Origin of the sequence: Veillonella magna, from assembly GCF_959600285.1 — a bacterium.
GTDB lineage: Bacteria > Bacillota > Negativicutes > Veillonellales > Veillonellaceae > Veillonella_A > Veillonella_A magna.
In genome coordinates this window covers 1-18,904 of sequence record NZ_CAUGKU010000004.1, presented here as the reverse complement: position 1 = coordinate 18,904, position 18,904 = coordinate 1, and the positions used below count along the sequence as shown (strand labels likewise).

Below are 18,904 nucleotides of genomic sequence, written 5' to 3'. Positions count from 1 at the left end.
CTATCTCTACTTGGTAATTAATAATTAATAATTTATTTTCTGCTCAACACCTTATAACTGATTGCCTCGCAATACGCGCCATAAGCTAATATCCCGATATGCACTTACTATTGCCTTATAGGAATCCGGCATATCCCGTTGCTTATCATACAATCCCGTGCGGTCAATCCATAACCGATGATTAAAAGCAAACGGCATCGGCTCGAATAGACTGGGCAGTAAGCTTTCATAGGTTTGACCCTTGCGCCCTACCAACTCGGCCAAGGTAGGAATAATCTGAATTGCCGTACCGTAACTATCCGGTGCTAACCACTCCTTCTTAATCCCTTGTCCGTAGAAAATAGCCGGAATACCGGACTGTGTTTTTATATCTACCTCTTTAGCAAACGTAAATCGTTCCGCATGGTCACCGGTAATGACAAACAAAGCATTCGCATCAATACCCTCTACGGCTTTAACGAAAACGCCCATCGTATGATCCGCATACCATATATGTCCCATCTCGCGCATCGTGTCACGGGTGCGTTCGATAGTATCCGTATCGTTAAGCTTTACCTTCAACGGATTAAAACCGGCTTCCCCCAAATCAATGCTATACGGCGGATGATTGCTGGTGGTCAAAACAAAATGAAATACCTTTTCGCCCGGATGTGCCTTCATATATTCCAAGATACCATCGAATAATGATTTATCCGGTACGCCCCATGCGTTGCTCCCCTTTTGCGGTAACGAGGCGGCATCATAAAATTCATCGAAGCCTTGAGCTAAACTGAACTGACGAACATCCTGCCAAGTACCGAAACCGCCGTACCAAAATACTGTTTTATACCCTAGGGACTTCATCACATTGGCAATGCCCGTTCCGTACAAATGGCGATAACTTTCCTTTTCGTAGTTAGGATACACGCCGATGTCTACTAGTCCGGTAAGAAATCCATTAACCGCCGGCATAGTCCCTGTTCCCTGTGCTAACATAACATCTGTATACATACTATTGGGAGATGCTATTAGAGCTCTACCTTGTTCTACCAGATACTCACCCGGATGATTATATTTTTCTGTAAATGGCCACAACGCATAACTTTCTCCCAATACCATAACCACTGTATTCGGTTGTTTTGCTAGCCTAGTTTCTTTAATGGTATGAGAAAATGCCGCATCAATTGTTGAGGCCTTCGCGTTCCCCCCTAGAAGACTAATTTTTTGTTTAAGCTCTTCTCGCGAAAAGAGAATTTTCATAGCATTTTGCCGTCTACGTTCTATGCTGTACACTCGATATAAGGCTTGTGCATCATCTAAAATCGCCTCATTCAATAGGTTGGAAGGTAGGCGCGCTGCATTTTCCCAGTTGACGGATTTTTCGTAATTCAGCGCCCCGCCAAATCGACACAACACGGCAACGACGCTGATAAGAACGGCCAAAATCAGACTCTTTTTACATAAATCCTTCCGATCCGTATACCGATATATTTTAGTCGTATTATTGACGAACTTAACACAGCACCACGTAATCCCGAGCCCTACAAGAATTGCCAACGGCAACTTCCATAACAAACCGTACTCATGAATGCCCGTCATCAAAATAGCATACCAGTCATCCTTCATACCATTAATGAGCATCATGTTAAAGCCGGAGTTAAAAATTTCATAATAGGATAGACGCACAAAAAATAAAATCGTAAACACCATAGACGCCGCCATGTATATCCAGTGACGAATGCGCACGCCCGGCCAGTTGCGATACAACGTCTCCGGGACTGTAGCTCCAATAAAACCGGCGAGCACAATAATTCCCACCGTTTTCAAGCTCAAGCGGAACCCATACCACAGCGTTAACCACCAATCGGAATTCGTTGTCCCATCCGGTAACTGACTGCTAAACCACCAAATAAACAAAAACCGAAAAAAGGTAAACAGCATGGAAAACCAAATGAACCCCTTCAAGTCCAGCTGTAACCCTGTTGTAAATCGATAATAGCGATTCATGAATCCTCCTAACAATATCTATCCAGTCTACTACGTATCTATCCTGCACACTCTACATGTATATTCTACCCTATATGATAGCATGCTATCCCTTGTAAATAAAATAGCAGTTACCACCATATATTTTACAAACATTTTACAAACCTCTGTGCTGTTCTTTACAAACCTTCGTTATACTAAGGGCAACAACTAATTCGTAAGATACTTGCATACAGAGGAGGATTCACAAATGCAAACAACAACCGGTCTTTGGAAAACTATGAAACGTGTAGGTCTTGCCGCCATGACAGGCGTTATACTTTTCGGCCTCGTAGGCTGCGGAGGCGAAACTGCATCCGGCGGTGCAGGTAAAATAAGCGGTACCGTTACAGCCGCTGGCTCTTCCGCACTACTGCCACTGGTAAAGGATGCTGCCGCAGAATTTAAGAAGACCCATCCCGACGTATCTATTACCCTTAACGGCGGTGGCTCGGGACTAGGACTTAAACAAGTCTCCGACGGTACCGTCATGATTGGTAACTCCGACGTAGCTGCCGAAACAAAATTGCCTGCGGATAAAGCCAAATCCCTCGTCGATCACAAGGTAGCTGTCGTTACCGTTGCTCCCGTTGTAAATAAAGCCATCGGCGATACCCTTCCCAGCTTGACGCGGAATCAACTCATCGGCATCTTCACCGGTAACATTACAAACTGGAAAGAGGTCGGTGGTCCAGATAAAACCATCGTTCTCGTAACACGTCCGGCTTCCTCCGGTACACGCGCACTCTTCCGTGAATTTGCACTAAACAACCAAGAGGAAGCCTCCAACAAATCATTGGAAACCGATGACTCCGGTACCTTGCTCCACAGCATCGCTTCCACCGAAGGCGCTATCGGTTACGTAGCCTTACCCTACCTGAAAAATGCGAACAATGTAACCGCCCTTGCCATTGACGGCGTAGCACCTACCTTGGAAAACACCTATAACCGCAGCTATCCTGTATGGGGTTACGAGCACATGTACACCAAAGGTGAAGCCGATGGTGCCGTCAAAGCCTTCCTCACCTTCATCATGTCCGATGAATTCGGCAAACACATCGAAGACATGGGCTATGGTGTAGCGTCCAAGATAAAAGAAGCAAAGTAATCATTGTTAACTAAGGAGCGTAACTATGTACACATCATCCGGCTCTCTAGGGACCACCTCTCGCACGGTGGTCCCTTCGGGACGCGCCGCTGCCAAAGCATTACGTCATGATACCTGGGGCCGATTGCTCATTCGAACCGTCGGTTTCACCAGCATCCTACTTACCCTGGCCATCGGTGCCTTTCTCTTATATCGCGGTACCGGCAGCTTCTGGCTGTACGGACATTCTCCGCTGGATTTCATAATCTCATCGCAATGGAATCCGGCAGACACCATGGAAGGCGGCGGACATATCGGTGCTGCCATGTTCATTGCCGGCTCCCTCATTACCTGCTTGCTGGCACTTATAATCGCCACGCCGTGCAGTATAAGCCTTGCTATTTTTATGACAGAAATCGCCCCCACCTGGGGCAATCACATATGGCGACCGGTCATTGAAATCTTTGTAGGCATCCCCTCCATCGTGTACGGTTGGTTAGGACTTACCGTCTTAGTGCCGTTCATCCGTGAATACACCCCCTCTTTGACAGGCTTTTCTGTATTAGCTGCGGCTCTTGTGTTGGCACTGATGATGTTCCCTACGGTAACTGCCGTTACTATCAACGCCCTCGACAGCGTCCCTAAAACCTATCGGCAAGCCGCTTACGGTTTAGGGGCTACACGCTGGGAAGTCATCCGCCAAATCATCCTGCCCGTAGCTAAACGCGGCATCTTGGCGGCACTCATCCTAGGCTTTGCCCGCGCCTTCGGGGAAGCACTCGCCGTAGCCATGGTCATCGGCAAAATGAAAGCCTTCCCTACCTCACTTTTCGATGCTACCGTTAACCTCACCGCTGCCATCGCCGCCGACATGGGCAATACTATGGAAGGCAGTGAGTTTAACATGGCCCTTTGGTCAATGGCGCTTCTCTTATTTGTCATTTCCGTACTCTTTATTTTCACACTGCGCTACCTATCCAATGCAGGAGGTGACACCCATGACTAACCCATCAGGTACTAACAGCCACCGCCGTAAAGCACTGACCGTCAATCACATGATGACCGCCTTCTTCTATGGCATGAGCGTAACTACACTTGCCTTGTTGTTAGCTATCATCGGCTACCTTTTTTGGTTGGGACTGAAGGATTTTTCTCCGGCCCTTCTATCCTTTTCCCCCAAAGGCATTGGCAATCAGCTGTTTAATACTATATACCTTGTCGTATTGGCACTCTGCATCAGCGTTCCCATCGGCATCGGTACCGGTATTTACATGGCCGAATACGCTAAACCGGGACGACTGCAAACAACGATGCGCATCTCCATAGAAACTCTATCCTCATTGCCCTCCATCGTAGTCGGTCTCTTCGGCTACTTAGTCTTCATCATCCTTACCGGATCGCAATGGAACCTCTTGGCCGGCGCACTGACGGTATCTATTCTTACCTTGCCGTTAATCGCTACCATCACCGAAGATGCTCTTCGCGCATTGCCACCGGGCTATGCCAAGGGAAGCTATGGCATGGGTGCTACTAAATGGCAAACCATTACTAATGTATTACTGCCTGCTGCCTTTCCGTCTATTTTAACCGGCATTGTTCTCGCCGCCGGTCGCGTATTCGGTGAAGCCGCAGCTCTCATGTTTACCGCCGGTATGAGTACGGACATCAACTGGAACAGCAGTAATTTACTCTCCCCGACCAATCCCTTTAACCCGATGCGCCCCGGTGAAACCTTGGCTCTCCACATTTGGGCCTCCCGCACAGAAGCCCTCAATGCGGATGCGGCAGCCATGGCCAACATGAGTGCATTATGCTTGTTACTCTTAGTTCTCGCCGTCAGCATCGGCGCCCGTTACTTACATCGTTATCTATCTCGTACCATGTTAGGAGCTACCAAATGACACACATAACAACCCAAACAACTTCATCTACGCTATCCCCGACTACCTTACTGTCTACAACTCACTCCGGTGCCTCCGCATCACCTCTCGTTGGTCAAAGCGCCGTCTCTTCACATGATGCACTGACCGAAGCCCGGGCAAAAAATTTTCTGAAAGACAACATCGCCAGTCGCGAAGCGGCTGCTACGAAGACAAAGAAATTCTCCGTATCCAATCTTAACTTTTACTACGGACAATTTCATGCCTTAAAAAATATCTCCATGGATATTACCAGTCATGAGATTACCGCCTTCATCGGTCCTTCCGGCTGCGGTAAATCCACCTTCTTAAAAACCTTGAACCGCATGAACGATTTAGAAGAAGGGGCCCGCGTCGAAGGCTCCCTCTACCTGGACGGCCTCGACATTTATCACGACATTAACCCCATCGACTTACGTCATCGCGTGGGCATGGTCTTTCAACAGCCGAACCCGTTTCCGAAAAGCATTTATGATAACGTTGCCTTCGGTCCTCGCCTGCAAGGCATCACCAAGCGTAGCGAATTGGATGACATCGTAGAAACAAGTCTGCGCAATGCTTCCATCTGGAACGAAGTGAAAGACCGTTTACACAAAAGCGCCCTCGGACTTTCCGGCGGACAACAACAGCGACTCTGCATCGCGCGTACCTTGGCTACCAAACCGGAGGTTATCCTTATGGATGAGCCGACCAGTGCTCTCGATCCCATCGCTACCGCTAAAATCGAAGAATTAGTAATGACACTGAAAGACCGCTACACCATCGTCATCGTTACCCATAACATGCAACAAGCGGCACGCATCTCTGACAAAACCGCTTTTTTCTTTTTAGGAGATTTGATAGAATATGATGTAACTAATATTATGTTTACCAATCCCGCCCATGCTCAAACAGAAGCATACATTACGGGACGATTTGGCTAAGTAGCCACTATTAATCACCCAGGAGAAAGTACTCATGAACAAACCATTATTGTATTGTGTGGAGGATGAGGAAAGTATTCGCGGCCTGGTAGCCTATGTCTTGACCGGTCATCATTACGAGGTACATACCTTTGAAGGCAGTACCTCGTTTTGGTCTGCGCTGGAAAAGCGCCTCCCCGATCTCATTCTATTAGATATCATGCTTGACGACGAAGACGGACTCACCATCCTTCGCAAGCTGCGCAGCCAACCGGCAACCGCTGCCATTCCCGTTATTATGCTCACCGCCAAAGGCACCGAGTATGATATTGTCAAAGGACTGGATGACGGAGCCGACGACTACATTACCAAACCCTTCGGCGTGGTAGAACTCGTGTCGCGGGTAAAAGCATTATTGCGTCGCACTATGGGTTCCACCCTGAAAGCCTCTGCCTTACTCGCCGCCGATACACTGCGGGTCAACACGGAAAGTCGCGAAGTGACATTGGACGGAACACCGCTGTCGTTAACGCTGAAAGAATACGATTTACTGGTGTACCTCATGGAAAATCGCGGCATTGCCCTATCGCGCGACCGCATCATGGAAGCCGTCTGGGGATTTACCTACGAAGGCGAATCCCGCACCGTTGATGTGCATATCAAATCATTGCGCCAACAACTGGGACCCGTAGGGCGATATATTAAAACCATTCGCGGTATCGGCTACCGCTGGGAGCTTAGCCTATGAAACAAACCTTATTCCGTGCCCTCTTCGGCATTAGCATGCTATGCCTCATTCTTTGTACCGCCTTATTCAGTACCATTTTTTACACCGGTTGGAAAGAAGATTTCCACACCGCCCTATTAATGGAGGCAAAAACCATCGTAGCACTTAGCCAACCTGCCGAGAGCACAGTGAGCACACCCCCAACAATTTCGTTATCCTTACTGAAAGACATTAGCAGCAAAGTCGATCCGCAGCTACGCCTCACCTGGATTTCTCCCGACGGTCACGTCTACTACGACTCCGATAGTGATGCCGCCTCGATGGAAAATCACAGCCACCGACCGGAAGTACAAGCGGCCCTGCGCACCGGTGAAGGCAGTGACATCCGACACTCGTCGACCCTACAAGCTGTCAACTATTACGAAGCCTTGCGCCTTGCCGACGGATCGGTACTGCGCATCTCTCGCGTAGGCACGACCATTTATGCGCTGCTCTTTCAAGCACTGCCGTGGATGCTGGGCATCTTTATCGCCATCACCGCCCTTTGCTATTACCTGGCACGGCGTTGGACAAAGCATCTTATCTTACTCGACACGATGGCCAAAGAGCTTAAAGAACAACAACACCGTGCAGAATTTACCTCTAACGTCTCCCATGAACTGCGCACACCGCTGACTACCATTCAAGGCTACTCCGAATTATTGGCTAAGGGTATGTATCAAAGCAGTGATGACGTTTCCATGCTGGGCAACCACATTCATAAAGCAGCCAAGCACATGTCCGAACTGATCGAAAACATATTAAAACTCTCTCGTATCGAAGAAGGCAGTCGGGACATCGCCAAAGAATCCTTGCTACTGGATGATATTATCTCCGGTGCCTGGTCACACCTCAAACCTAAATGGCAAACGAAGTCAATCACCACCGACTTTCGAACCGCCAACCTTCGCGTCGTTGCCAACCGCAAACTACTGGAAGATGTATTCGTCAACCTCTTCGACAATGCGATAAAGTTTAGTAAGACAACGCACAATACCATCACCGTCCGCGCCAAACGCCAAGGACAGGCTACCCTCATTACCGTAGCCGATGAAGGTATCGGCATTGCCAAAGACAAACTGCCGCGCATCTTCGAGCGATTCTATCAAACCAATGAAAGTCGCAACAGCCGTCACGAAGGAAGCGGCCTCGGCTTATCCTTAGTAAAACACATTATGGATGTACACGGCGGAACAGTAAGCGTAAAAAGTGAACTTCATAAAGGAACCGAATTCACCTTACGCTTACCATCGGGAGAATAAAATATTACGAGGCATGACCGTTAATATATCATAAGACGTAAAAATATTTAGAGGGATTCATAGCTGTCTCGCTGGTCAGGTCTTACGAATGACACATCTACGATATCTATGAATCCCTCTTTCCCACCACCTGAAAGAAGAGAGTCCTGTATATAGGTAGGTTGAACAACATCATTCGCTGGACCTGACTCGTGATGCCTATATACAGGACTCTTTTTTGTACTTGCCACCTTTACATATAAAAAAAGGCTGTATTTCACTACAGCCTTATATATTTGCTTTTTATATATTAAAGTGTTTTTCTTCATAGATTCAATAATTTTTGTTTTTCTACCATTTCTTTTCGATTTGATTGTCTACCAGATACAAAAACACTCACTAATGATCCAAGAGCTAGAATAACAGCCAACACTCCATAAAGACTGGCTCCAAGTATAAGAGAAATAGGATGGATTATGGCACTCGGTACCGGTGTTACTCTCGTTGGTCCCGATACGGTACTAGCTTGAATGAAAAAAGAAATTATACGTCTTCGTGAACAATATAATGTATAGAGGCCAGTATGTTGCTATGACTACGCTATCCTGACATGATGCCTAACTACATTCTGATATGATTTCTTACGCAGTATCATGTCAAGATATTTTATATTTATTTGCAGTGAGTCCTATTTTTAGGATACCCTCTGTGCTATACTTAAAGCAAGAAAAGAAAACGAAAAACTAATGGCACGATTGCGCCATTCAATTAAGGAGGCGTCAGTATGAAAAAGATTTATTTCACAATTACCGGTATGAACTTTTACAGTGGGTCCCAATGTTTGAAAGAAGGCATGACGGTTCATCTCGAAAAGGATCCGGACAACAAGTATGACCGTGAAGCGATCCGCGTAACCATGGAAGGTCTTGGCAAAATCGGTTACGTCGCTAACAGTACAAACACGGTCAAAGGTGAATCCTACAGTGCCGGTCGTCTGTATGATAAAATCGGTGACACGGCAAAGGGTAAGGTAAAATATATTTTTGATAACAGCGCCGTTTGTGTGTTAAAAACGAAACCCCAAAAGGAAGACGTGCTACAGTAAGTGTTATCGTAATCTGTTATTTGTAAGGCTGTCCGTCACAGCCGGGTGTTAGTAATTACTATTGCAATATAAAAAGCCCCGTACACAGGCTATGTGTTATAAAGGGTTTATCTCCGAGAAAGTATCGCTGAGGTATTCTCTTATAACCACCTATGTACGGGGTTTTCTTTTTTTTTGTTATCTCTACGGTTTATAGTATCCGGCACGGTCGGCATTGTCAGCCACCGTTACCAATCGGCACTGTTTGCCTACGCTATCGATCGATACGAATCTAATGTATTTTATCGACGCACTGCACGGCGTTTAGGATTGTATAGGTTCATTCCCTTATCAATGCCCACTTCCAATGTGCCCAGTACGGCTTTTGCCATTGCAGCGATGCCGTCTTTTACTTTTTCCTGTTGGTCTTCCGGGAACGGTGCCAACACGTGATCAACCACCGTCCACTGCGGTAACGGTCGACCGATACCGAATCGGAAATGAGGAAAGCCATCCGATCCGATATGAGCCAACAAGGATTTAATTCCGTTGTGACCGCCGGCACTGCCGTTCGGACGAATGCGAATCTTACCTACCGGCAAATCCATATCGTCATACACGCAGAATACATCGGACGGATCCAATTTGTAGTACCGCATCAACGGTCCTACGGCTTCACCGCTGGCATTCATAAATGTTTGCGGTTTCACCAACATAATTTTTTCACCGTCCAAGGTGAAGGTACACACCAATGCTTTCATGTCTTCACGCCACGGTGTATGTGTCACCGTATCGGCAATGGCATCAATGACCATAAAGCCGATATTATGCTTTGTCTTTTCATATTGACTGCCCGGATTGCCCAGGCCCACTACCATTTTCAATGTTGTAATCCTTATATGTCGACTTATTTATCGAACAGATTACTTACCGATACTTCGTGGAAAATACGCATGATAGCTTCACCCAAGAGAGGGGCTACGGACAAGCTGGTAATGTTGGGGAGCTGATGTTCCTTCGGCAAGCTAATCGTGTTCGTTACAATTAATTCTTTAATGTTGGAGTTAGCAATGCGTTCGCATGCCGGATCCGTTAATACGGCGTGTGTTACGCAAGCCATAACCGATTTCGCACCAAATTCTTTCAATGCTTTTGCGCCTTCTACCAAGGATCCTGCGGTATCAACGATGTCGTCGATAATGATGCAGTTCTTGCCTTCTACATTACCGATAAGGTTCATTACCTTAGCTACGCCCGGCTGTGGACGTTTCTTTTCGATAATAGCAATCGGTGCGCCGATGCGGTCAGCCAAATCGCGAGCGCGGGTAACGCCGCCAAGGTCAGGCGATACAACGATTAGGTCTTCCATTTTCTTTTCGTTAATGTATTTAGCCAAAATGGATGCGCCTAATAAATGATCTACCGGTACATCAAAGAAACCTTGAATCTGACCGGCATGAAGGTCGATGGTTACCAAACGGGTAATCCCTGCGGTCTGCATTAAGTCGGCTACCAATTTAGCCGTAATCGGTTCGCGACCACGTGTCTTGCGGTCTTGACGCGCATAGCCATAATACGGTACGACTGCCGTAATGTGACGTGCGGATGCGCGTTTTAAGGCATCAGCCATAACAAGTAGTTCAACTAAATTATCGTTTACCGGGAAGCTGGTCGGCTGCACGATGAATACGTCCTTACCGCGAACGCTTTCATCGATCATAATCTGTACTTCGCCATTGTTAAAACGTCCAACGAATGCTTCACCCAGCGGCAAGCCAAGATAATCGCAGATTTCTTTCGCTAATTCCGGATTCGCATTACCTGTGAAAATTTTAAGCTTCTTACCGTCTTCAAATGCCATGTTTTGATACCCCTCTTTAATAACTGTACTCTACACAACTGAAGCTTGCGTAACTTCATCGCCTACTATTTTATACTATTTCGGCCATTTTGTGTGATTAATTTTTAAAATTATTGTGATTTAATTTACTTCTTGATTCTGTGAGGTGCCTATGCACCAATTTATTTTTTCTTAAAGGTGTCGTCGGTGACCCAATTTTCTTTAATCATCTGACGAGCACGACCTACCGCCAAGGCTTTGTCCGGTACGTCTTTGGTAATCGTCGATCCGGCACCGATGTAGCTGTAAGACCCTACGTGTACCGGTGCAACGAGGTTGGTGTTGCAACCGACAAAGGCACCGTCGTCAATGCGCGTGCGATGTTTGATTTTGCCATCGTAGTTAACGGTGATAGTACCGCAACCGATGTTAACGCCACCGCCTACATCGCTGTCGCCGATATAAGAAAGATGCGGGAATTTCGTACCTTCGCCAACAATACTGTTCTTTACTTCCACAAAGTTGCCGATGTGTACCTTGTCGCCGATAACCGTATTCGGGCGTAAGTGTACGTACGGTCCGATGTCGGTGCCGTTTTTAATTTCACAGTCGTGAGCATACGTGAAGTGGATCACATTGTTGTCCCCTACTGTTACATTGGTGAAACGTGTATGCGGTCCGATTTCACATTCCTTACCGATAACGGTATTGCCTTCGAGGATAGTGCCCGGATGTAAAATGGTATCGCTGCCTACAACGACTTCCGGTGCTACATAGGTAGTGGCCGGATCGATGATGGTAACGCCTGCATCCATAAGTTCGTGAAGTTTACGGTTGCGCAAAATCCGTTCGGCTTCCGCCAGCTGTACACGGGAGTTAACGCCTAACGATTCGTCTTCGTCCATGGTCATGTACGCGCTTACCCGTTCTCCGGCATTAACCAAGATGCCCACTACATCGGTAATGTACAATTCGCCTTGCGCATTGTCATCGGAAAGCTGCGCCAAACACGGCCAAAGCTTTTGACTGTCAAAGGCATACATGCCGGTGTTGATTTCCTGCACGGCCAATTCGTCCGGCGTGCCGTCCTTCTGTTCCACGATGCGAAGAACTTTGCCTTCTTCATCGCGAATGATACGACCGTAGCCGGTAGGATTTTCCATATGCGCCGTCAGTACGGTAGCGGCCGCTCCCGTCGTAGTGTGTTCGTTAAGCAACGCCTTGATGGTATCTTCCGCTACCAGCGGTGTATCACCGCACATCAAAACGATGGTGCCGTCAAAGTCACCCAATACCGGTTTGGCTTCGCGTACGGCATGACCCGTTCCTTTTTGTTCCGCCTGCGTTACATATTCACAACGATCACCTAAATAGGCGCGCACTTCTTCACCGCCAAAGCCGACGATGACAACGCTGCGATCGACGCCGACGGCGTTGACTGTATTAAGTACACGTTCTACCATGGCTTTACCGCCTACTTTGTGTAATACTTTCGGCAAACGCGATTTCATACGCGTTCCCTTGCCGGCGGCCAGCACTAATGCTGCTACCTTGTTCATGTATGTCTACCTCCTATACCTTATCATACACAGGTTCTACATCAATTTGTTTTATTGCTTCATCCACGTTGTTAAGTACCAACAGCGCTTTGTAATCATCGACGAGCTTAGGCTTCGGCGATGCAGTGGCAACGAGTACGCCAATGCCTACAACGACACCGCCCATTTCGTTCACCAGTTCGCGCATGCCATTGGCTGTGCCGCCGGCTTTCATAAAGTCATCTATGAGAAGCACCTTCGATTGCGGCGGAACGGCGCGCTTTGTCAAGGACATCGTTTGAATGCGCCGCGATGAACCGGTCACATAGTTGATGCTGATGGATGAGCCTTCCGTTACCTTGCTGTCCCGCCGTGCAATGACGAGCGGTTTATTAAAGGCCCGCGCTACCATGACCGCCAAAGGAATGCCCTTCGTTTCAACAGTCATAATATAATCCGGCTCGGTATCCGCAAAGCGGCTCATGATGATTTCACCCAATCGGCTTGCTATATGCCAATCATATAATATATCCGACATATATAAAAAGCCGCCGGGAATAATTCGGTCCGGTTCTTCCAAACGGCGCTGTACTTCCTTTAGTACCGCATTGGCGCGTTCACCGCTGCGATACGGAATAAACCGAACGCCGCCGGAGGCTCCGGCCACCGTTTCTAATGTTCCCAGCGAAAAATGCTGAAGCGAATCCTTTACGCATGCCAAGTCTTCACTCAATGTGGATTTGGCAATGCCAAAGAAGTCACAAAAATAATTTAATGGGATCAGCTCCTGTGGCGAATCGACCAATAGCTTCGTCAACGCCACCATGCGCTCCACGCGTCGCACCTTTTCCACTGTCTACCCCCTTGTGAATTACAGTTTGAACCGTAAATCGTCGGTTCCTATCCTAGGATACCACAAACTGTGAAATAAGCCTACACTTTCACCGAAAAATTCCATACAATCCTTTATTTTTTCTCGGCGAACGTTCGCATCGTTTAATCCAGGAAATGTTTACAGATACTGTCATTCAAAAGTCCCTTCCCCGTATTCCAGTAACTGCATCATAGTAACTGTGTCATAGTAACTATATAACAAAAAAATTCCCTCCGACCGAAGTCGAAGGGATGGTGTCATTTAGATGTTAACAATTACATATACACTATTTCACTGTAAAACACTGTTATCAACGCACGTGATTATAACACGTATACTTTAACCGTGCGTCGACCGAAGTTGATAGCCTCACCATGTGAGTCCATCGCTAAATCGATACGATTACCGACAATAGCTCCGCCGGTGTCATCGGCTACTGCGTAGCCATAGCCTTCAATGTAGAGCTTTGTCCCCAACGGAATAACGTCCGGATCCACCGATACATAGCCGCGACGTAGCAAATTACCTCGCGCCGTATACGCCGTGTTGCCCGGATCTTCTGCGGAGTACGCGCTGGCACTCATGGTTAAGGTCCTACGATAATTAGTAGGGAACCCTTGTGCTGCAGATAGTATCTGAAGCGTACGCGAATCCAATTCGCCGGTAGCCTCTACGCCTTTGGCACGCTGAAAGCGTTTCAATGCATTGGCTGTACCGGAACCGAACACACCGTCAATCTCTCCCGGAGAAAATCCACTGCCTGCTAGGCGCAGCTGCAAATCCTCCACATGACGGCCGCGATCGCCATACCGTGACACAGCCATCTGACTGCGCACATTACGTGATTGTTGCTGTACTACAAATCGTTTGTTATTCTCTTCCATAGCCGCTAAGGTTTTCGAGTTTACGATTCCCGTTACAGGAATACCATGCTGCTCTTGGAATACACGCACCGCATATTCCGTGTTATTCCCGAAAATACCATCCGCTTGATCAAGCAAATAGCCTTGTGTAATCATCAAGCGCTGTACGTGCTCGACCTCGCTGTTGCTATCGCCTCTGCCTACGTCAGCCGATGCAATAGACCACACCGACATCATTAGACCGAAGAGAACAGTCAATATAGTTAGTTTTTTCAAGATTTCCACCTCGTATCTAAATGCAATCCTATTTTACCGTAAAACGCCCTTTTTGTCAAAAATAGCACCCCTTTATGGGTGTGAACCACCACTTTTATCCGTTTTCCTGCTATGTTTTCCCACTTCTTGATAATCGAAGCATAAAAATAAAAGTACGCTCACTCCATAAAGCAAGCGTACTTTTTTAAAGCTATTATAAAACTAATACACCGATTAGCTGTTACTCAGTTGCGGTTCAGCCGGTTTGGCAATAAAGCGAAGAACGATGTAACCGCAGATACCGGAAAGAACAGAGCCGATAAAGATACCGATCTTTGCCATTTCCTGCGCATGTCCCGGTGGGAATGCCAAGAGGTTTACGAAAAGGCTCATTGTAAAACCGATACCACAGCACAGCGCAATGCCGTATACATGTCCCCAATTCGTCTTATCCGGCATAGGTACGATATTCGTTTTTACCAATACATACATCGTACCGAACACGCCAATTTGTTTTCCTACAAACAATCCGCCAGCAACGCCTAACACCACAGGATGAATCAAGTCGCCGAGGGATACATCGCCCATAGGAACGCCGGCATTAGCAAAACCAAAAATCGGTACAATAAGGAAGGTAACCCAATTGCTAAGGGCATGTTCCCATTCCACAACCGGCGAAATGTGACGACCGTCGCGTTCACCATGGAAAGGAATCGTCATGGCCAAAATCACACCGGCCAAGGTGGCATGCAAACCGGATTGGAAAATACAGAACCAAAGACCAATGCCAAGAAGTATATACGGAACCGGGCGCACGTAATTTTTCTTATTGATGTACATAAGTGCTATGAAGATCAGCGCCGCTGCAAACAAGAAAAAGAATTGCAAGGTGTCCGTATAAAAAATAGCGATGATCACAATGGCCATCAAGTCATCCATAACGGCAAGTGTTGTCAGAAACACTTTCATTGCCACCGGCACACGCGATCCTAAAATGGATACGATGCCGATAGCAAAAGCAATATCCGTTGCCGTCGGGATAGCCCAACCGTGAATGTACTCCGGATTACCTCCGTTGAGTACACCGTAAATAATGGCGGGCACACATAATCCAAAGAAGGCACCGATGCCGGGCAAGAAACGTTTCGCATTCGTGTTCAGTTCGCCGTGAACCATTTCGCGTTTTACTTCTAGGCCAACCAACAAAAAGAATATGGCCATGAGCACGTCGTTAATCCATAGGTGCACATCCAACGGGCCTGCCTTCATGTGAAGAAAATCAAAATACACCGGCGCCAATGGCGAGTTTGCCATAATAATGCCGAATACAGCCGCTACGAATAACAATACGCCCCCTGCCGAAGCGGACTGAAAAAAGAAAACCAATCTGCTCATTTACTCTACCTCACTCTTTCAATACACTATTGTTCTGTATAATAATTTATCTTAACTACATATCTTCTCCTATTGCACATAGATTACATATTAATTATATCATAGGGTATTCTTTGTCGTAAATGTGAATGTGTGTATACAATGCATGTATGTATATTTTATATACACTCCTCTTGCTATATCCGTATATATATATATAAAGAGTGAAAGTCGCGATATAATCAGTATTTATCGGACCTTCACTCTCATTGTCAAGTAGTTACGGCTGTCATTTAAGGAGAATACAATGTCTATTATGCATCCTGCATCTCAATTACCCTCCTATCAATAACAAGCCTCACCTTGTATACGACCTGCCTTTATTTTGTAATCGTACTTGCATCCATCACGCAATCGGACTTATGTCTATTACGAACATCAATTATATAACTAGACATCCATCCTGTAATTAGACCTATATCTATTACAAACATCCATCATACAATTAGATCTACACTCTGTACGTTTACTTGCATGTGTCCTCTACGCCGGTTCTTGCATATACACACTGTCTACTTTTTAAATGCGTTCTACAATTTCGCTCATAGGACGACGCGTTTTTTCATGACGCGCTTCTTCCCCGCGGTAGCCAAAGCTTGCCATAACGGCTACGCCGAAATGTTTTGGATCAAGCACGCCGGCTTCTTCCAAAATGTCAGCCACCTTCGCATAATCAAAGCCTTCAATAGGGCAAGAATCAATACCCAAGTAAGCAGCTGCGGTAAGCATGTTAGCCATGACGATGTATGCTTGTTTGCGAGACCACTCTAGGGATGCATCTTCAAAGTGAATGAAACCGAAATCCTTTTCACTGTACTGGCGATAAATACTGCGACGCATTTCGCGAGCTTCTTCCGGAATCTGATGCACATCTTTTAACATATGCGTAATATATTCGCCGTCGGCTACTAGGTCTGCCCGTTTACGTGCCAAGAAGATAACCAAATGACTAGCCCCTTCGATGCTGCGCTGCGCGCCCCAAGATACAGGATACAATTTATCCTTCAAGTCCTGACTTTCCACAACCAAAATTTTAAACGGCTCCATACCGAAAGACGTCGGCGCCAATCGACCTGCTTCCAAAATCGTTTCAAAATCTTCATCGCTAACGCGCTTAGTAGGATCAAACTTTTTACATGCGTGACGGAATTTCATCACATCTAAAATTTTTTTGTTCTCTGCTTTCATACTTCCTCCTATGTTCACTACAATGTATCCCCCCGACCCATTGTAAGATTGACGGCAACATAACCGTTACATACTAACTATCGATGATAAAGTGCACGGTACCTACCAATATGCAAAGCACTCAGTAATTATCGATACGCAATGTACTCAGTAACTACCGATACGCAATGTACTCAGTAACTATCGGTATATAAAATGAGCAATAACTATCGATATATAAAGTACACAATAAAACCGACTGTTTAATTATAATATATTCATTGTGCACAACGCAAGACTCTTTCTCTTTCTCTTTCTATTCCTAGCTATCGCTATTCCTATTGCTATTACCATTACCATTCCTATTCTATTGCTATTCTTGTTCTATTGCTATTCTTGTTCTATTTCTATTGCCATTCCTATTGCATAATGCATTTCAGTGGGATTACAATACGTCTAGATGATATCTAATGTATTAAACGTTCTTTATCTAGGAGGTCTTATCCATGAAGAGATTACATGACCAATCAGTATCGCTCCAACATCAAAAAAAATTATGTCTTACAAGCATGGTGGCTACTATTCTAACTACGATGTGTCTTACTCTTTCCGGCAATGTCATAGCCGCAGACAATACAACAACGCTTAATATAAAGCACGCCACGGATAGTATCGCTACGAAAAGCACTACACCCCATAGCACTTCACCCCTAAGTACTGCATACGCTTCCACTACGTCTCCCATAAATCCCAATCAACTCTATCGTCACCGCATTACGCCGGAAGAGCGTGCCCCTTATGCAAATTATTTTTGGCGATATGATAGTAAAGACAACGGAGAGTATCCCGATCGCTTTCGCATGATAACCAATGATGCTCGTCTCAATCCAAAGCTATCGGGAATCTTCACCACAGGATTAGATACACTTCGTATATCCGGTAGCTCCCAGCCAACCGTGCAACAGTTTAAACACATGGCTAAGGAGATTAAAAGCAAAACGGATGGTCCTGTATTCGACGTTGATCTTCGTCAAGAAACGCATCTCTTCGTCAATGATTACCCCATCAGTCGCTACGCCAAACGCGATTGGATTAATGTAGGTAAAGTCTCCGAAGAAATTCTTACCACCGAAGAAGAATTAGTGAAGACATTACCGGGACAATCACTTAGTATTCATCGGCTGACAAAAGAAAAAACAGCCGGTACCGGTATGACCATCACCGTTACGTCCGTAGCAACGGAAGCATCGGTTGCCCGTAAAGCCGGTTTCAACTACTGGCGCTTGACTGCTACCGATCATATTTGGCCCGATGCAACAATCGTCGATCAATTCATTTCGTTGTATCGCAATCTACCAACAAATGCATGGCTACATTTTCACTGTGAAGCCGGTAAAGGCCGCACCACAACATTCATGGCACTTTATGATATGATGCGCAATCCACACGTTCCTCTTTACGATATTTTAAAACGCCAAGAAGCCTTAGGCGGCATCTCTCTCATGGCTACCGGTAACGAAAAAGGTTGGAAAGCGCCTTACAGTAAACAACGCAGCGATATGTTAGCATTATTCCATCAATATGTTACCGAAACAACCTATACTAATTACGCCACACCTTGGAGCACATGGCTTAACCGTCACAACGAAAATAAGTAACCCCTCACTATAAACAGCTTAAGTAAGACCCTCACTATAAATAGTTATTGACCGAATAAAACTCTTAGATAAAAGACATCAAAAAAAGACACCAACAACGAAATGAGCCCCAAATGTATCTAACATTTGAGGCTCACTTCACAAACTGCCGGTGTCTTTTTTTTCTACAAGTTCTTTATTCTGCAAGTTCCTTGTATGTGCAATAACAAAAGAGTTTCTATATGTACAACAAAAGCGTCAACCTTTCGGTTGACGCTTTCTTTTCAATCAGC

At 46.1% G+C, this 18,904-nt stretch carries 16 protein-coding genes; 8 read left to right on the top strand and 8 right to left on the bottom strand.

What is annotated here, in order from left to right:
- Window positions 1–51: 51 nt before the first annotated feature.
- Complete coding sequence (locus tag Q5873_RS03335; protein ID WP_303059215.1) at window positions 52–1,986, bottom strand: LTA synthase family protein; 1,935 nt, start codon at window positions 1,984–1,986, stop codon at window positions 52–54.
- A 229-nt stretch (window positions 1,987–2,215) separates the two neighbouring features.
- On the opposite strand from Q5873_RS03335, the gene Q5873_RS03330 reads away from it, so the two are divergent.
- From Q5873_RS03330 to Q5873_RS03300, 7 genes are all read left to right on the top strand, one after another.
- Window positions 2,216–3,112 carry a phosphate ABC transporter substrate-binding protein gene (locus tag Q5873_RS03330; RefSeq protein ID WP_303059213.1) on the top strand — a complete coding sequence of 299 codons (897 nt, stop codon included), beginning with the start codon at window positions 2,216–2,218 and terminating at the stop codon, window positions 3,110–3,112.
- Window positions 3,113–3,137: 25 nt separating this feature from the next.
- Window positions 3,138–4,097: a phosphate ABC transporter permease subunit PstC gene (gene pstC, locus Q5873_RS03325; RefSeq protein ID WP_303059212.1), complete on the top strand. Its 960-nt coding sequence runs from the start codon at window positions 3,138–3,140 to the stop codon at window positions 4,095–4,097.
- Window positions 4,090–4,992 (top strand): phosphate ABC transporter permease PstA, encoded by a 903-nt coding sequence (pstA, locus tag Q5873_RS03320; RefSeq protein WP_303059210.1) that lies wholly within the window; start codon window positions 4,090–4,092, stop codon window positions 4,990–4,992. Before pstC ends, pstA begins: the two co-directional genes overlap by 8 nt.
- A complete protein-coding gene (gene pstB, locus Q5873_RS03315) occupies window positions 4,989–5,933 on the top strand; it encodes a phosphate ABC transporter ATP-binding protein PstB (RefSeq protein ID WP_438364090.1) in 945 nt (314 codons plus the stop codon). The genes pstA and pstB overlap by 4 nt, the downstream gene beginning before the upstream one ends.
- Window positions 5,934–5,967: 34 nt before the next feature.
- Window positions 5,968–6,660, top strand: coding sequence for a response regulator transcription factor (locus Q5873_RS03310; RefSeq protein WP_303059208.1), 693 nt, complete (start codon window positions 5,968–5,970; stop codon window positions 6,658–6,660).
- A gap of 167 nt (window positions 6,661–6,827) precedes the next feature.
- The gene (locus Q5873_RS03305) at window positions 6,828–7,940 is read left to right on the top strand and encodes a sensor histidine kinase (RefSeq protein ID WP_303059206.1); all 1,113 of its coding nucleotides are present in this window, start codon (window positions 6,828–6,830) and stop codon (window positions 7,938–7,940) included.
- A 763-nt stretch (window positions 7,941–8,703) separates the two neighbouring features.
- The gene (locus Q5873_RS03300) at window positions 8,704–9,024 is read left to right on the top strand and encodes an HIRAN domain-containing protein (protein ID WP_303059205.1); all 321 of its coding nucleotides are present in this window, start codon (window positions 8,704–8,706) and stop codon (window positions 9,022–9,024) included.
- A gap of 281 nt (window positions 9,025–9,305) precedes the next feature.
- On the opposite strand, the gene pth is transcribed toward Q5873_RS03300, so the two are convergent.
- From pth to Q5873_RS03265, 7 genes are all read right to left on the bottom strand, one after another.
- Window positions 9,306–9,887: an aminoacyl-tRNA hydrolase gene (gene pth, locus Q5873_RS03295; protein ID WP_303059203.1), complete on the bottom strand. Its 582-nt coding sequence runs from the start codon at window positions 9,885–9,887 to the stop codon at window positions 9,306–9,308.
- A gap of 23 nt (window positions 9,888–9,910) precedes the next feature.
- Window positions 9,911–10,864 (bottom strand): ribose-phosphate diphosphokinase, encoded by a 954-nt coding sequence (locus tag Q5873_RS03290; RefSeq protein ID WP_028256111.1) that lies wholly within the window; start codon window positions 10,862–10,864, stop codon window positions 9,911–9,913.
- Between the two features lie 161 nt (window positions 10,865–11,025).
- Window positions 11,026–12,402, bottom strand: coding sequence for a bifunctional UDP-N-acetylglucosamine diphosphorylase/glucosamine-1-phosphate N-acetyltransferase GlmU (gene glmU / locus Q5873_RS03285; protein WP_303059200.1), 1,377 nt, complete (start codon window positions 12,400–12,402; stop codon window positions 11,026–11,028).
- A gap of 13 nt (window positions 12,403–12,415) precedes the next feature.
- Window positions 12,416–13,234 (bottom strand): pur operon repressor, encoded by an 819-nt coding sequence (gene purR / locus Q5873_RS03280; protein WP_028256113.1) that lies wholly within the window; start codon window positions 13,232–13,234, stop codon window positions 12,416–12,418.
- A 344-nt stretch (window positions 13,235–13,578) separates the two neighbouring features.
- Window positions 13,579–14,394 carry a peptidoglycan-binding protein gene (locus Q5873_RS03275; RefSeq protein WP_303059198.1) on the bottom strand — a complete coding sequence of 272 codons (816 nt, stop codon included), beginning with the start codon at window positions 14,392–14,394 and terminating at the stop codon, window positions 13,579–13,581.
- 213 nt (window positions 14,395–14,607) lie between these two features.
- Window positions 14,608–15,768 carry a Na+/H+ antiporter NhaA gene (nhaA, locus tag Q5873_RS03270; RefSeq protein ID WP_303059197.1) on the bottom strand — a complete coding sequence of 387 codons (1,161 nt, stop codon included), beginning with the start codon at window positions 15,766–15,768 and terminating at the stop codon, window positions 14,608–14,610.
- Window positions 15,769–16,326: 558 nt separating this feature from the next.
- Window positions 16,327–16,995, bottom strand: a complete 669-nt coding sequence (locus Q5873_RS03265) for an NAD(P)H-dependent oxidoreductase (protein ID WP_303059195.1) — start codon at window positions 16,993–16,995, stop codon at window positions 16,327–16,329.
- A 485-nt stretch (window positions 16,996–17,480) separates the two neighbouring features.
- Between Q5873_RS03265 and Q5873_RS03260 the strand changes: the two genes are divergently transcribed.
- Window positions 17,481–18,632: a phosphatase domain-containing putative toxin gene (locus Q5873_RS03260; protein ID WP_303059193.1), complete on the top strand. Its 1,152-nt coding sequence runs from the start codon at window positions 17,481–17,483 to the stop codon at window positions 18,630–18,632.
- Window positions 18,633–18,904 lie beyond the last annotated feature (272 nt).